Here is a 15,769-nt window from a genome sequence, read left to right as displayed (position 1 = left end):
AATTAAGTCGTCAGGTAAATAAAAATAGTGTAGCATCAGATAATTAGCAAATAATATTTTAGAAAATTCATTGTATTCCAAATCAAAGGACCCTGTAAAGAGGACAATAAATTATGAGAAGCAACTCTAATAATTCACTAAAAAACATTGAGGGATTGAAACGGGTTTTTATTACTAGGGTTAACCCTAGTATTGATAATGGAAAATATCAGGTGAAACGAATCCTGAATGATATTATCATTATAGATGCTGATATTTTCACGGATGGAATCGATGAAATATATGCAGAATTACTTTACAAACATGAGTCCGAGGATAAATGGAAAAGAGTAAAGTTCTCTTCTCCAGACAATGATTGTGTTACAGCAAAGTTCCTGGCAGAGAAATTAGGGATTTATCACTTCACAGTTGAGGCATGGATCGATGAGTTTTCAACATGGAAAAAAAGATTTATCAAAAAAATGCAATTAAAAATGGATATTACCAATGAAAGAGCGATTGGAGTAAACTTTTTTAAAAATTTTGTCAACAAAGACGACAAAACACTTCAAATAATTGCCGACAAAATTAACAATGAAACATCTTGTTCCAAAGTCGAAAAATTTTTCTCAAAAAAAAATATCAACCAGTGGCTGAGAAAACATATCAGCCCCGCTTTTATAACCCGTTATGAGAAAGTGCTCAGTATTCGGGTTGATCCGGTTAAAGCTCGATTTAGTGCCTGGTACGAAGTGTTTCCACGATCTCTTTCTTCATCAGGTCAGCATGGAAGTTTTCAGGATTTGATTAACTATCTTCCTCATATTAAGGAATTAGGTTTTGATGTAATTTATCTTCCTCCGATTCATCCTATTGGCAAAACCAATCGTAAAGGTAAAAATAATTCAGTTACCGCAATGGAAGATGAGCCAGGCAGCCCTTGGGCGATAGGCAGCGCAGATGGAGATCATAAGACCATCCATCCTGAACTCGGCAGCTATTCAGAATTTAAAGACTTGATTAATAAAGCCCGCTCAATGGGTATCGACATTGCCCTTGATTTTGCACTTCAATGCAGTCCGGACCATCCGTATCTGCATGAACACCCGGAATGGTTCAAACATTTACCAGATGGCTCGCTGCAATATGCAGAAAATCCACCTAAAAAATATCAGGATATTTATCCTTTAAACTTTGGCTCTGAACAATGGAAGGCCATGTGGCTGGAATTTAAATCGATTATAGATTACTGGATCAAAGCCGGAATCACTCTGTTTCGGGTAGATAATCCCCATACCAAGCCTTTTATTTTCTGGGAATGGCTGATTCAGGAGATAAAAAAAGAGCGCCCTGAAGTATTATTTTTGTCGGAAGCGTTTACTCGTCCCAAGGTGATGTATCACCTGGCTAAATGTGGTTTTAGTCAATCCTATACCTATTTTACATGGCGCAATACAAAAGAAGAATTGACTTCCTATATGGAAGAATTGGTTTCTCAACCGGTTTCTGATTTCTTCAGGCCCAACTTCTGGGCAAATACGCCTGACATTCTGCCGGAATGTCTTCAAACAGGCGGGCAGCCTGCATTTATTGTACGCTTCATACTGGCAGCCACGTTAAGCAGTAATTATGGTCTCTATGGTCCTGTTTATGAAAATTGTATCCATACACCCTTACATGAAGGGTCTGAGGAATATCTCGACTCTGAGAAGTATGAGATCAAACAACATATAAAGAGCAGTCAAAATATTGATGCAATTATCTCAAGAGTCAATCGCATCCGAAAACATCATCCGGCTTTACAGAACACACTATCTATTCGCTTTCACAACACCGATAACCCGCAATTGATTTGCTATAGCAAACACTGTGAAGAAAGTCAGGATCATATCCTTATTGTGGTTAATCTTGACTATCAGTATAAGCAATCGGGATTTATTGACATTAAGCGGAATAATCTTCCACTCCCTGATGACTTTGCAGTACATGATTTATTACATGATGAAACCTATCAGTGGCATATAGGCTCCTGTTACGTAGAGCTGGATCCGGCCAGAGCTCGGTGCGCACACATATTTCATATCAGAGAGAATCCAGTATGAGCAAGGATAGCCAATCCAGAGAATGTTGTGACTGGTATAAAGATGCAGTCATTTATCAAATTCACATTCGCAGTTTTTTTGACAGCAATGACGATGGGATTGGTGATTTTCAAGGCTTGATAAAAAAACTCGATTATCTGAAATTTCTGGGAATTAATGCCGTCTGGCTTCTGCCTTTCTATCCTTCACCACTTAAAGATGAAGGCTATGATATCGCAGACTATAGCAGCATTAATCCCATTTACGGTTCTTTAAAGGACTTTAAAGCCCTGCTGAAAGAGGCCCATCAGCGCAATATTAAAATTATTACAGAACTGGTAATCAATCATACCAGCAATGCACATCCCTGGTTTCAGAAATCACGGCGGGCAAAGCCTGGTTCCTACTGGCGGAATTTTTATACCTGGAGTAATGATGCCAGCGAATATGCCGACGCACGCATTATTTTTCGAGATTTTGAAACCTCCAACTGGGCTTGGGATCCTGTGGCGAAAGCCTATTACTGGCATCGCTTTTACTCACATCAGCCCGATTTGAATTACGATAATCCTAATGTTCAAAAGGAAGTTTTTAGAATTGTCGATTTCTGGTTAAACCTGGGTGTTGACGGCTTAAGGCTTGATGCCATCCCCTACCTCTTTCAAAGAGAGGGCACAAGTTGTGAAAATCTGCCCGAAACCCACGCATTTTTAAAAAAACTAAGCGCTCATGTCAAACAGAAGTTTCCCAATCGCCTTTTGTTAGCAGAGGCTAATCAGTGGCCTGACGACGCCGTACAATATTTTGGACAGGGAGACGAATGTCAGATGGCCTTTCACTTCCCACTAATGCCAAGAATGTACATGGCTGTCAAAATGGAAGACCGCTTTCCGCTCATTGATATCATTGAGCAAACCCCAGCGATTCCCGAAAACTGTCAGTGGGCTATCTTTCTTCGTAATCATGACGAACTAACCCTTGAAATGGTTACCGACGAAGAGCGGGACTACATGTACCGCATGTATGCCCAGGACCAGCAAATGCGCATCAATTTGGGAATACGCAGACGTTTGGCCCCTTTGCTTGATGGCGACCGGCGGCGGATTGAATTATTAAATGCCATGCTATTTTCCCTGCCAGGCACTCCCATTATTTATTATGGCGATGAAATCGGTATGGGGGATAATATCTATCTTGGCGATCGAAATGGGGTCAGAACGCCCATGCAATGGTCAGCTGATTTAAACGCTGGCTTCTCCAAGGCAACCCCGCAAAAGCTTTACTCGCCCGTTATCATTGATCCGGAATATAATTATCAGGCAGTCAATGTTGAGCTGCAATTGCAAAATTCCCACTCTTTATTATGGTGGATGAAACGGACTATCGAAGTAAGAAATAGTTATCCTGCCTTTTGGCGGGGAACAATTGAATTGTTAACCGCTGAAAATCCCAAAATTCTTGCCTTTTATCGTATTTATGAAGAGCAGCGATTACTGGTATTAATTAATCTATCCAAAAATATTCAATCCACTTTTCTTGATTTGTCCCGTTTTGCCAATTTTAAGCTGCTCGAAGTATTTGGAAAAAATCAATTTCCCTCCATACAGCAAACGCCCTATTTCTTCGTGCTTCCAGCCTATGGATTTCTATGGCTTGAATTGCAAAAACCCGAATCCGTTGTTTTAGACAAACGAAAAAGAGATGAAATAGAAATCAAAAAAAATCTCTCAGAAATTTTTGATGGAAAAGCTAAAAGCAAGCTTGAAACTGTATTAGAAAATTACATCATTAATTGCCGATGGTACCGTTCCAAAAACCATAAAATCACAAGACTCTCGATATACGACTCCATTCTGGCGCTAAAGAACCCAACCCCTGTTTATCTGTTAATTATCCTGGTCGAATATAAAGACAAGGAAGCGGAAAAATATTCTCTTTTCATTACCAAAGAAGAGGATCATCATGAAATCAGTCAAACCTCCAATCAAAAAGTCATATGTACTCTAAAAACAGAAACGCAATCAGCTTATCTGGTTGATGCCGCACATATTCCTGCTTTATGGAGCGAGTTATTTAATTTATTCGGCTCCAATCGTCAGTTGAAAGGAGCTCGGGGTAAACTGTCCATAATGCCTAATCGCGGTTATAAAAAAAGCCTTTTGTCAGAAAGTAATTTTCAAAAAGAGCCCATTAATGCCGAGCAATCCAATACATCCATACGATACAATGCGGCATTATTTAAATTATATCGCCGCTGTGAAACAGGGATTAATCCGGAAGTAGAAATTACCGAATTACTTATGAAAAAGAGTAATTTTCGCTTACCCAAAATACTTTCACATTTGCAGTACGAAGATCAGGGTAAACCCGTTACCCTTGGTATAATTCAGGAACATATTCCGAACGAAGGGGATGCCTGGTCTTACAGTATCAACCATTTAAGTAATTTGCTGGAAGAAGGGAACAGCAACTCGCTGGTTTTTCCTGCTGTGGACTTGCCTTGGCATAAACTGGTACCAGTTCCTGAACAGGTTAGCCAAATGCTGGGTATCTATTCGGCTTCTATAGAAAAACTGGCCGAAAAAACAGCCGCCATGCATGTCGCTTTAGCCGAATCCTCTTCGAGTCCGGATTTTAAACAGGAAGATTTCAACTGGTTTGATCAGCGAAGTCTTTATCAGTCACTGCGCTCTATTCTTGCTAAAGCTAAAAAGCATGTCGGCTCATTTAAATCATCGCTTGAGCCTGAGCTATACAGCTCTCTTCAGGACAAACTGGCTGAAAGCAGTGTAAAAGCAACAGTACAATCCCTCTTGAATAAACGTTTTAATGGCAAAAAAATTCGTTGTCATGGCGATTTTCATCTTGGACAAATTCTTTATACTGGTGATGATTTTATCATTATTGACTATGAGGGAGAGCCCAATCGCCCCTTGTCCGAACGCAAGATAAAACGTTCCCCCCTAAAAGATATTGCCGGAATGCTTCGCTCTTTTCACTATGCCGTTTACACAGTAACGCAAAACAAAGAGACAGATTTGGCCTTAAAAGAATTATCACCTGAAAAGCTCTATGCCTGGATCTGTCAACTCTATTTCGGCCGTTATTTAAACTTCAGCGGTATTCGCAATTTACTGCCTGAAGACGAAAGCAATCTTCTGTTTTTATTGAAAATTTTTATGTTGGAAAAAGTGCTCTATGAAATTGAATACGAGATTAATAACCGTCCCGACTGGGTTCACGTTCCCTGTAAGGGCCTGATTGCATTATTGGAGTGATGAGTGGCAAAGGACGCAGACCAGATCATTATTTTAAAACAGTTTGCTGAACAGCTCGGTATAGTAACCAGCTATCGCAATGCCTGGAAAGAGCAGGTCGAAGCGTCTTTGGAGACGCTGATGAACCTGATTCGTATGCTAGGTTATCCTGTTAATGCGATTCATGAAGTCCTTCCAGTTTTTGAGCAATACCAGCACAAACAATCTCAACAACCTTTAAAGCCAGTGTATGTGACCCGGAATCAAAAACAGTCCGCTATAAAATTCAGATTATTATCAGAAGAGGCAGCAGCAGTCAGCTGGTCTTTGATAACCGAACAGGGCTCTATAATTCAGAAAGCTGTAAATATCAGGCGCCTGCAAAGAATATCAGCAGATTACTATCAGATTAACATTCAATTACCTGCTCTTCCTCTTGGCTATCATCAACTAACACTCACAATTGGAAATCGACAATACCATAGCCTGATAATTTCAGCCCCTGGAACTATTTATTTTGACGACAGACTCTGTGACAACAAAAAACTTGGCCTTTTTTGTCCATTATATTCTCTGCATTCTGAGCAAAGCATAGGCGGCGGCGATCTGGGCGATATGGATTCTTTGTCTCAGTGGATGGCAGAAGAAGGGCTTGGGCTTATTGCCAGCACCCCGATTTTTTCAGCCTTTCTCGACTCTCCCTTTGAACCTAGTCCTTATTCCCCGGTCAGTCGTCTGTTTGCCAATGAGTTTTATCTTGATTTACGGCAATGCGGAACAATAGACCTTAAATTTAAAGCAGCCATTGAAGCGCTGAACCAGTTGCCTTTCATTGACTATCAACGGGCTGCTTCTTTAAAGCGCGAAATCGCCAGCGAACAATTCAGACGGATATTTGAATCGCCCGAAAACCGGCAGGAACTGAATCGATTTATTGATGAGCATCCTGAGATTAGAATGTATGCACTCTTTAGAGCCTACATGGAATGCACTGGTGAAGAGTGGCGGAACTGGCCGCAGAGACAAAGGGATGGCCTTTTGACCGAAGAGGATGTGCCAAATGATAGGTATCACTATCATCTGGCCGCTCAGTGGCAGTTACAACAACAGCTTCGCGCATTAAAGCAGAAAATCAACCAGCGAGGCCAATGCCTTTATCTTGATTTACCTATTGGTGCACATCGAAATGGCTTTGATGTCTGGCGACAGCAAACAGTTTACCTGACTGAAACCGCAATGGGCTCGCCGCCTGACCCCTTATTTCTTGAAGGACAGAACTGGGGGATGCCGGCTTTAAATCCTGCGAAATTACGCGAGCAGGCCTATCTCTGTTTTATTCAACTGATCCAAAACACATTTAAGCAGGTTGATATTTTACGTATTGATCATGTCATGGGTTTCAATCGTTTATATTTAATTCCTGAAGGACATCCCGCAAGTGATGGGGCGTATCTTAAATATCCCGCAGAAGAGATTTATGCCATTCTCTGCCTGGAATCGCATCGACACCAGGTCATGATTGTCGGGGAAAACTTAGGCTCCGTTCCTCCGGAAACGAACCGATTGATGAAGCATCATGGGATGCTCAACATGAACGTTTTACAATACGCCCTTGACGCCCGCGAAAAAATAATCCCCACAAGCTGTAAGACCCTGACCTGTATTAATACTCATGATATGCCGCCATTTTGTGCCTGGTCCCAGGGTCTGGATATTGATAAATTTCATGAATTGGAATTAATCGATGCAACTTATGCGAAGCAAATGCACAAGAAACGTCGTTATCAGCTAAAAACATTAACTGACGCCTTAAAAAAGCAACACTTGAATTCCGACGCTCTCCTATCGTCCACCTGGCAAATGCTTGCTCAAAGCCCTGCAGCATTGCAGCTTGTGAACATAGAAGATCTCTGGGGCGAAATTTATTCTCAAAATATCCCCAATGCAACTGAGGAGCCCAATTGGCAGAGAAAGTTGCGTTATTCCATGGAGGAGATAAAACAAATGTCCACAGTCAGCAGACAATTAAAGGAAATTCGCAAGAACAGAAGACAGGTAGAGCACCCGCCCCAAAGCTTTTTTACCGCACAGGATTTTCATCTGTTTAATGAGGGAACCCATTTTCACTTATACAACCACCTCGGCGCACATATTTGCAGGCAGGGGGATGTGATCGGAGTTAATTTTGCAGTATGGGCGCCTAATGCATCGCAAGTCTCGGTCGTGGGTTCATTCAATCACTGGAATAAAACCGAGCATCCTTTAAGCCCACGTGGGAACTCTGGAATCTGGGAGGGGTTTATAGGCGGCGTCAAGCCTGGGGATTTATATAAGTACGCTATTGAATCCGACCGCCTGCAATTTAATGCACAGAAAGCGGATCCTTTTGCTTTTTTTCAGGAAACTCCACCCTGTACCGCTTCTATTGTCCGGGATTTGAGTTATGAATGGCAGGACCAGGACTGGCTTAAAAAGAGAAAATCAAGACAGAGCCTGAACTCACCTATCTCTATTTATGAAGTCCATTTAGGCTCATGGCGGCGAGTTCCAGAAGAAAATAACCGTTATCTAAACTATCGGGAAATGGCCCCTCTCTTGGCGGACTATGTAAAGCAAATGGGGTTTACCCATGTGGAATTTCTCCCGATTATGGAACATCCTTTTTACGGCTCCTGGGGTTATCAGACTTTAAGCTATTTTGCCCCCAGCGCTCGTTTCGGAACCCCTCAGGATTTTATGTACCTCATCGATTATTTACACCAGCATGAAATTGCGGTCATTCTCGATTGGGTTCCTTCGCATTTTCCTATGGATGAGCATGGTCTGGCGCAATTTGATGGAACCCATCTTTTCGAGCATTCCGATGAGCGCAAAGGGTTTCATCCGGACTGGAAAAGCGCGATTTTTAATTATGGCCGTCATGAGGTACAGGCTTTTCTTATCAGCAGTGCGATGTTCTGGCTAGAGAAATATCACATCGATGCCATTCGCGTTGATGCAGTCGCTTCCATGCTCTATCTGAATTACTCCCGCAAAGAGGGGGAATGGCTGCCCAATGAAAAAGGGGGTCATGAAAATCTGGAAGCGGTTCATTTTCTGAGAACGCTTAATAAAACCCTTTATCAGCATTTTCCGGATATACAAATGATTGCCGAAGAGTCCACCGCCTGGCCAGGGGTTTCCGCTCCAATTGAGTTTGGCGGATTGGGATTTGGCTTTAAGTGGGATATGGGCTGGATGCATGACACCCTTCTGTATTTTTCCCGTGATCCGGTTTTTCGGCGTTATCACCAGCATGAGTTATCCTTTCGCATGGTTTACGCTTTTACAGAAAATTTCATACTTTCTCTTTCACACGATGAAGTGGTCTATGGTAAAGGGTCGCTGATCAATAAAATGCCTGGCGATGAATACTGCAAATTTGCCAATTTGCGCTTGTTGTATGGCTATATGTTTTGTCTGCCGGGTAAAAAACTGGTGTTTATGGGATCAGAGTTTGGACAATATAGCGAATGGAGCCATGAAAGCAGTCTCGATTGGCATTTACTCGATTATCCGCCCCATCAAGGTCTGCAACACTGGATTCGCGATCTGAATCGGCTTTACCGTTCACAAACGGCCTTGCATGAGCTTGACTGGCAAGCCCAGGGATTTGAGTGGATCGATTGCAGTGATGCCGATAACAGCGTGTACAGCTTTATTCGAAAATCCAGTCAGAACGAATGCCTGTTAATTGCTTTCAATTGTACTCCAGTGACTCGCAGCAACTACCGCCTGGGAGTTCCTGAAGCAGGAAACTGGCAATTGTTGCTGGACAGTGACGCTGCTGATTATGGCGGCTCCGCTCAAAATCAGAACGGATTTCTGACAGCTGAAGCCCGCCCTTTCCATAACCGCCCCTACTCCATGTCGTTAACCCTGCCGGGGCTCAGTCTGGTGATTTATCAATGGACAAAATAAGAAAAAGACTATTGGGAGCTCATCTTGATTCAAGCGGACATTGTGAATTTAAAGTCTGGGCGCCCTATGCAGTCAAACCTCATCTGGAAATAATAGATGCCAGAGGAAATGCACGTGTTTTTCCAATGCTGGAAAAACACGACGGCTATTATTCTTTGGCTCTTAACAAGATTAAACCAGGCGATAGCTATTATTATCTTTTTGGTAACCAACGCTTTGCGGATCCAGCGGCGGATTTTCTTCCTCAGGGGATTACCGGTCCTGCGGCGATTGTTGAACGAACGGAAATTGCCTCTCGTTGGCCGAATATCCCGCTTCGAGAATATATCATTTATGAAATTCATGTGGGGACCTACTCGCCAGAAGGCCAGTTCGTAGCCATTATTAACCATCTGGATGAATTAAAAGAGTTAGGAATTACCGCCATTGAATTGATGCCTATTGCGCAATTTTCAGGTGAGAGAAACTGGGGGTATGACGGGGTCTATCCTTTCGCAGTGCAAAATTCCTATGGGGGGCCGCAAGGCTTAAAAGCGCTGATTCAGGCTTGTCATTCACGTGATATCGCGGTAATCCTTGATGTGGTTTATAACCACATCGGGCCGGAAGGCAATCATTTTGCAGAATTTGGCCCTTATTTTACTGAAAAATATCAAAGTCCCTGGGGACAAATGCTCAACTTTGATGATCAATTCAATCATCATGTGCGGCGTTATTTTATAGAAAATGCGCTGCACTGGTTTATTGAGTATGATATCGATGCCCTTCGTCTTGATGCCTTACATGCCATTATCGATACATCGGCCTACCCTTTTCTTGAAGAACTGGCTGACGCTGTGCAGGAACTGACAAAAGAAATTAAAAAACCTTTTTATCTGATTGCCGAAAATGATGCCAATGATGTCAGGCTGATTACTGAAAAAAAGAAAGGGGGCTATGGAATTCATGCTCAGTGGAACGATGATTTTCATCATGCGATTCACAGTCTTCTTACCGGGGAAACACAAAATTATTATCAGGATTTTGGACGCTTTGAGCACCTAATAAAAGCTTTTCGTGAAGGCTTTGTTTATTCGGGGGAATATTCGGTATTCCGAAAAAAACCTCATGGCCGAAGCTCTGCTGCCCTGCCTTCCGAACGCCTGGTAGTCTGCTTACAGAATCATGATCAAATTGGTAACCGGGCGAAAGGGGAGCGTTTAAATCATTTGCTTGGTGAAGAACAATTAAAGCTGGCAGCCGGTCTCTTATTAACCTCCCCCTTTATTCCTCTGCTTTTTATGGGGGAGGAATATGCAGATCCTGCCCCTTTCCTCTACTTTATCAGCCATTCCGATCCCGGGTTAATTGAAGCGGTACGCCAGGGTCGGAAAAAAGAATTTTCATTTATAGATGAGTCGCTGCCTGATCCTCAAGATGAATTAACATTTCAGACGAGTAAGCTTAACCATCATCTGAAGCAGGACAATAAACACCGAAAACTATGGAATTTTTATAAGCAATTAATTCATCTTCGCCGCTCACTCAAGGCAATCAATACACTGGATAAAAACGTTCAGGAAATCCATTGGGATCAACAAAAACAACTGCTAACTATTCTGAAGCATCATCAGGAAGAGCCGGTTTTAATACTTGCCAGCTTTTCGCAGGAAACCCACTCTATCGCCGATAGTCGGGGCCCCAACTGGACATTGCTTTTGAATTCTTACCACCCGCAGTGGACCAGCAATTTTCAGGCTGAATGGCTAGACGATCAGCTTCCCCCTTTTGGATTTTTTCTGTTTAAGGACAATCAGTATGGCTAATTATATTTGTATACACGGGCATTTTTATCAACCGCCACGGGAGAATCCCTGGCTGGAAGAAATCGAAACTCAGGATTCCGCCTTTCCCTATCATGACTGGAATGAGCGTATTAATGATGAATGTTATCTGCCTAACTCTGGGGCAAGGATTTTAAATGTCAACGGGCAAATCACTGAGATTCTCAATAATTACAGTAAAATAAGCTTTAATTTTGGCCCTACTCTGCTGTCCTGGATTGAGGAGAAGGACCCGCAGCTACTTGAATCAATCCTGGCTGCTGATAAAGAAAGTCAGAAACAATTCGAGGGGCATGGCAATGCGCTGGCACAAGCTTATAATCATCTGATCATGCCTCTGGCAAATTCTCGGGATAAATATACCCAATTGCTTTGGGGAATAAAAACCTTTGAGCATTATTTCAAGCGCAAACCTGAGGGTCTGTGGCTATCGGAAACAGCGGTGGATCTGGAAACGCTCGATTTTATGAGTGAGCTCGGTATTCAGTTTACCATTTTGGCGCCCAATCAGGCCCGGCGATACAAGCATATTAATGACGAGGAATGGATTGAGGGTATCATCCCGGGAACCTCCTACCAGCAGCAGCTTCCCTCAGGAAGAAGTATTACTCTGTTTTTTTACGATGGCGAGGTATCCAAAGCGGTAGCCTTTGAAAAATTACTGACACAGGGCGAGAATTTTGCTTATCGTCTGCTCAATTCATTTTCAGAACAAAAGACAGAGCATAATTTAATGCATATCGCAACAGATGGCGAATCCTATGGCCATCACCATGCGCATGGTGATATGGGTTTAGCCTATGCCTTGAATATCATTGAGAATACCGAGGATGTAGAACTCATTAACTATGGATATTTTCTGGAATTGCAGCCGCCGCAATATCAGGTAGAAATACATGAAAACTCTTCCTGGAGCTGCGCACATGGTATTGAGCGATGGCGCAGCGATTGTGGCTGCAGCACTCGCCAGGACTGGCATCAGCAATGGCGAGGTCCTTTGCGATCCGCTCTGGACTGGCTGCGTGATCAGCTGATTCCGGCATTTGAAACCAGTCTAAAAACATTGTTACACGATCCCTGGAGAGCCAGAAACGATTATATTGAAGTGCTTAATGATCGCAGCAAACAAAGTGATTTTTTAAAACATCATGCCCGGCATCCCCTCTCCGCCCTGGAAGAAATACAGGTTTTAAAATGGATGGAATTACAACGGCATACGATGCTGATGTATACCAGCTGCGGCTGGTTCTTTGATGAGATATCCGGTCTCGAAACTACCCAGATTTTAAAATATGCAGCCCGTGCTATTCAATTGGCAAAGGAACTGACTGATGTGGATTATGAGTCTGAGTTTATTGATCGTTTATCTGAGGTTCCCTCGAACCTGCCCGAGTTTGCCAATGGCGCTCGAATTTACGAGTTATTCATCAAGCCATTAGTTATTGATTTATTTAAGGTTTCAGCGCATCTTGCTGTCAGCCTCCCTTTCAGCGAATACAAGGAATCAGAATCTATCCCCATATTTTGTTACGAGGTTAATTTAATAGAATCAAAGGAGGCTGAAGCAGGTAAAGTCAAGCTATTTTCCGGCCTGATGAATGTGCGATCGCAAATTACCCGGGAATCAATACAGGTCTGGTATGCGCTGCTTTATCAGGGAGACCAGAACCTCATCTGCGCCATTCGCAGCCCAGACCCTCAACTTGGCACAGTCGAGAATGAATTATTTGAATTATTTGAAAAAGGAGAAATTTTCGAGCTGGTTAAATTATTTGAACAACATTTTGGCGAAGCAACGACTTCTCTTCGCGACCTCTTTCATGACATGAAGTTAAAAATTACTGGCCAGATTCTATCGTCCGTTACCAGCGAGCTGGAAAATCGCTATCATGAGTTCATGAACAACAATGCAGCACTCCTTTATTTTATCTCGGATCTGCATATGCCAATGCCGAAGGCGGTAGCGCAGTCAATCGCTTATATTGTCAATAAGGACCTGTTTGACTATTTCAATGATGAAGAACGAAATCCCGAAGTGTTGGAAAATCTGTTTCAACTGGTCAACCGCTTTAATATTCCCCTTGATGATTCAATTCGATTTCGTGCCGGACATTTAGTGAAGCACTATGCTATTCAACTCGAAAATCAGCCTGTGAATACTGAGTTACTGACTGAACTGGTTGATTTCATTAAGCAAATGAATACGCTGCCGCTTCAGATCAATTACTGGCATCTGCAGAATGTGGTCAAGCAGCTTCTCGCCGCCGATAATCCTAACCCCCTGCTGAAATCCCTCGGCGAAGCACTCAATCTGGAGGTCTGATGCATATTCCACTGACAAGCTATCGCTTACAGCTTCATAAACAGTTTGGCTTTAAGGAAGCCATCAATATACTTCCTTATTTACTGAAGCTTGGTATTACCGATGTCTACAGTTCTCCTCTTTTACAAGCACAGCCCGGAAGCATGCATGGTTATGATGTGATCAATTATCAGAAGTTGAACGAGGAACTGGGTGGAGAGGAAGCATTCATCCAATTTACCGAAGCCTTGGCCAATTACGGAATGGGGCTTTGTGTGGATATAGTGCCCAACCACATGGCAGCCAGCCCGAACAATGCGCTTTGGCAGGACGTCGTCAATAAACATCAGAACTCAATTTATAGTGACTTTTTTGATATCAAATGGGATTCTTCGGATAAGGACAAACTGACTTACCGGCGTTTTTTTGATATTAATGAATTGGTCTGTATGAATACGGAACGAGAGGCTGTATTCACGCATATTCATCAACTGATTCTTGAGTTAATACGAATTGGTAAAATTCAGGCTTTACGTGTCGATCATATCGATGGGTTACGACAGCCTTTGGCTTATTTAAAGAAACTGCAGGAAGAAATTGGCAGAGAATTTTATGTCATAGTCGAAAAAATTCTCGGATTTGAAGAAACCTTACCACTCTCATGGCCCGTTGCCGGAACCACGGGTTACGACTGGCTTAATCATATGAATCAAATTTATATTGATTCCAAAGGGCTTCAAAAATTATATGAGGTATATCAGGAGCTATGCAATAAGCCCAAGCGGCCTGAAGAAATACGGTCACAATCACTTAATCTGGTAATAAAAAAACTGTTTGAAAAGGAATTTAACAGGCTTCATTCCGAACTTATTCCAATACTCAACGACTACACTCCGCAGCGCATAGGCGATTTTTTGCTGGAATTTTCGAGCAGAATGCCGATTTACCGGTTATACCATCAGCCTGACAGGCGGGCTTTTACAGAAAAAATTCTGGAATCCATACTGAGTCAATTGCCAGCAGAATATCAGGAACTGGGATTCTTATTTAAGAATCTGCTCCTTGATCAGTATCCTGAATACTTTGATGCTTTGAAAAAAAAGCAGTGGCAGCAGTGGCGAAATGATTGGGAGGTATTCAGTGGACCGGTAATGGCGAAAGGATTTGAAGATACCGCGGGCTACAATGACGCCGCCTTACTTTCTTTGAATGAGGTGGGAAGCTCTCCTGAATTGAATGCACGCTGCGGCGATCTTACGCTCTTTCATGAATTCATCATTTCACGCCAAACTCATTGGCCGTATAGTTTCAATACGAGTTCCACCCATGATACCAAACGGAGTGAGGACTTTCGGGCACGTCTGAATGTTTTAAGTGAATTAGCCGATGAGTGGAATAAGCTGCTTAAGCAATGGCAAATGCACAATCAATCTAAAAAGATAGCGCTTGATACACTTGTTTCTCCTGACCCTATCGATGAAATGGTCATTTATCAATCCCTGTTAGGTATCTGGCCCTTAGAATACGGGAATAGTGATTACGAGCAACGGCTGGAGCAATTTCTTCTTAAAGCGATGCGAGAGCGCAAGCAATACACAAGCTGGTATGAACCCAAAGGAGACTATGAGAAGGCTTGTCTTAATTTTCTGAATCAAATTCTGAAAGATAAGCACTTTGTAAACCACTTCTCGGATTTTGCCAGAAAAACGGCTTTTTTCGGAATGTATAATTCCTTATCGCAACTACTAATTAAATTCACCACCCCAGGGCTTCCCGATCTTTATCAGGGTAATGAAACCTGGCGTTTCGATTTGGTGGATCCGGATAATCGGCGCCGCGTAGATTATGAGAAATTAAAAAAATTAGCCAGTGATGAGGCTTTATCGAGCCTGCTCGCTCACTGGCAAGATGGCCGAATCAAATTCAATCTGACTCGCCAGTTGCTTCATCTGAGGAAACAATACAAAGCATTATTGGTCGAAGGTAATTATCAACCCTTAACGGTCGAAGGAACACTAAGCAGGCATCTTATTGCTTTTAAACGTGAATACCAGGGGTCTGTGCTAATCATCATTAGTTGCCGCTGGTTCAGCGGCATTCTTGACTTTGATGAACCCTGGAATAAGGTAAAGTTTTCTAATGAGCAACTTTCCGGAATTGCCGATGGAGAATATCATTCCTTGTTAACACAGCGAAAATTAAAGTCCAAGAGCAACTTTTTGTTAATTAGCGATATTTTAAAAGAACTGCCTTTTGAAATTCTGATAGGAGAGTAGCTCAACCACCAAGCCACTGGCCCGTCTTTGCGAGCGTTAGCGAAGCAATCCACTTCCTTACTCTGGATTGCTTCACTTCGTTCGCAAAGAC

At 42.5% G+C, this 15,769-nt stretch carries 6 protein-coding genes; all 6 read left to right on the top strand.

The window, feature by feature from the left end:
* The first annotated feature begins 113 nt into the window (after nt 1-113).
* Genes DYH61_RS03980 through treY form a run of 6 tightly spaced genes read left to right on the top strand, consistent with a single transcriptional unit; the run spans nt 114 to nt 15,678 of the window.
* A complete protein-coding gene (locus DYH61_RS03980; protein ID WP_058506242.1) occupies nt 114-2,081 on the top strand; it encodes an alpha-1,4-glucan--maltose-1-phosphate maltosyltransferase in 1,968 nt (655 codons plus the stop codon).
* A complete protein-coding gene (treS, locus tag DYH61_RS03975) occupies nt 2,078-5,338 on the top strand; it encodes a maltose alpha-D-glucosyltransferase (protein ID WP_058506241.1) in 3,261 nt (1,086 codons plus the stop codon). Before DYH61_RS03980 ends, treS begins: the two co-directional genes overlap by 4 nt.
* A 3-nt stretch (nt 5,339-5,341) precedes the next feature.
* Nucleotides 5,342-9,277, top strand: a complete 3,936-nt coding sequence (gene glgB, locus DYH61_RS15610) for a 1,4-alpha-glucan branching protein GlgB (protein WP_083499134.1) — start codon at nt 5,342-5,344, stop codon at nt 9,275-9,277.
* Nucleotides 9,265-11,082 carry a malto-oligosyltrehalose trehalohydrolase gene (gene treZ / locus DYH61_RS03965; protein ID WP_058506240.1) on the top strand — a complete coding sequence of 606 codons (1,818 nt, stop codon included), beginning with the start codon at nt 9,265-9,267 and terminating at the stop codon, nt 11,080-11,082. Before glgB ends, treZ begins: the two co-directional genes overlap by 13 nt.
* Nucleotides 11,075-13,423, top strand: a complete 2,349-nt coding sequence (locus DYH61_RS03960) for a DUF3536 domain-containing protein (RefSeq protein WP_058506239.1) — start codon at nt 11,075-11,077, stop codon at nt 13,421-13,423. The genes treZ and DYH61_RS03960 overlap by 8 nt, the downstream gene beginning before the upstream one ends.
* A complete protein-coding gene (gene treY / locus DYH61_RS03955) occupies nt 13,423-15,678 on the top strand; it encodes a malto-oligosyltrehalose synthase (protein WP_058506238.1) in 2,256 nt (751 codons plus the stop codon). Before DYH61_RS03960 ends, treY begins: the two co-directional genes overlap by 1 nt.
* The last annotated feature ends 91 nt before the right edge of the window (nt 15,679-15,769 follow it).

The sequence above is a fragment of the Legionella quinlivanii genome (genome assembly GCF_900461555.1).
Classification (GTDB): Bacteria; Pseudomonadota; Gammaproteobacteria; order Legionellales; family Legionellaceae; genus Legionella_C; species Legionella_C quinlivanii.
The sequence above is the reverse complement of the archived record's forward strand: the minus strand, read 5'-3'. Positions and strand labels throughout refer to the sequence as shown.

Bases quoted from the DNA above. Each gene is read 5' to 3' on its own strand.
- DYH61_RS03980 (WP_058506242.1), top strand. From the start codon at position 114: ATGAGAAGCAACTCTAATAATTCACTAAAAAACATTGAGGGATTGAAA.
- treS (WP_058506241.1), top strand. From the start codon at position 2,078: ATGAGCAAGGATAGCCAATCCAGAGAATGTTGTGACTGGTATAAAGAT.
- treZ (WP_058506240.1), top strand. From the start codon at position 9,265: ATGGACAAAATAAGAAAAAGACTATTGGGAGCTCATCTTGATTCAAGC.
- DYH61_RS03960 (WP_058506239.1), top strand. From the start codon at position 11,075: ATGGCTAATTATATTTGTATACACGGGCATTTTTATCAACCGCCACGG.
- treY (WP_058506238.1), top strand. From the start codon at position 13,423: ATGCATATTCCACTGACAAGCTATCGCTTACAGCTTCATAAACAGTTT.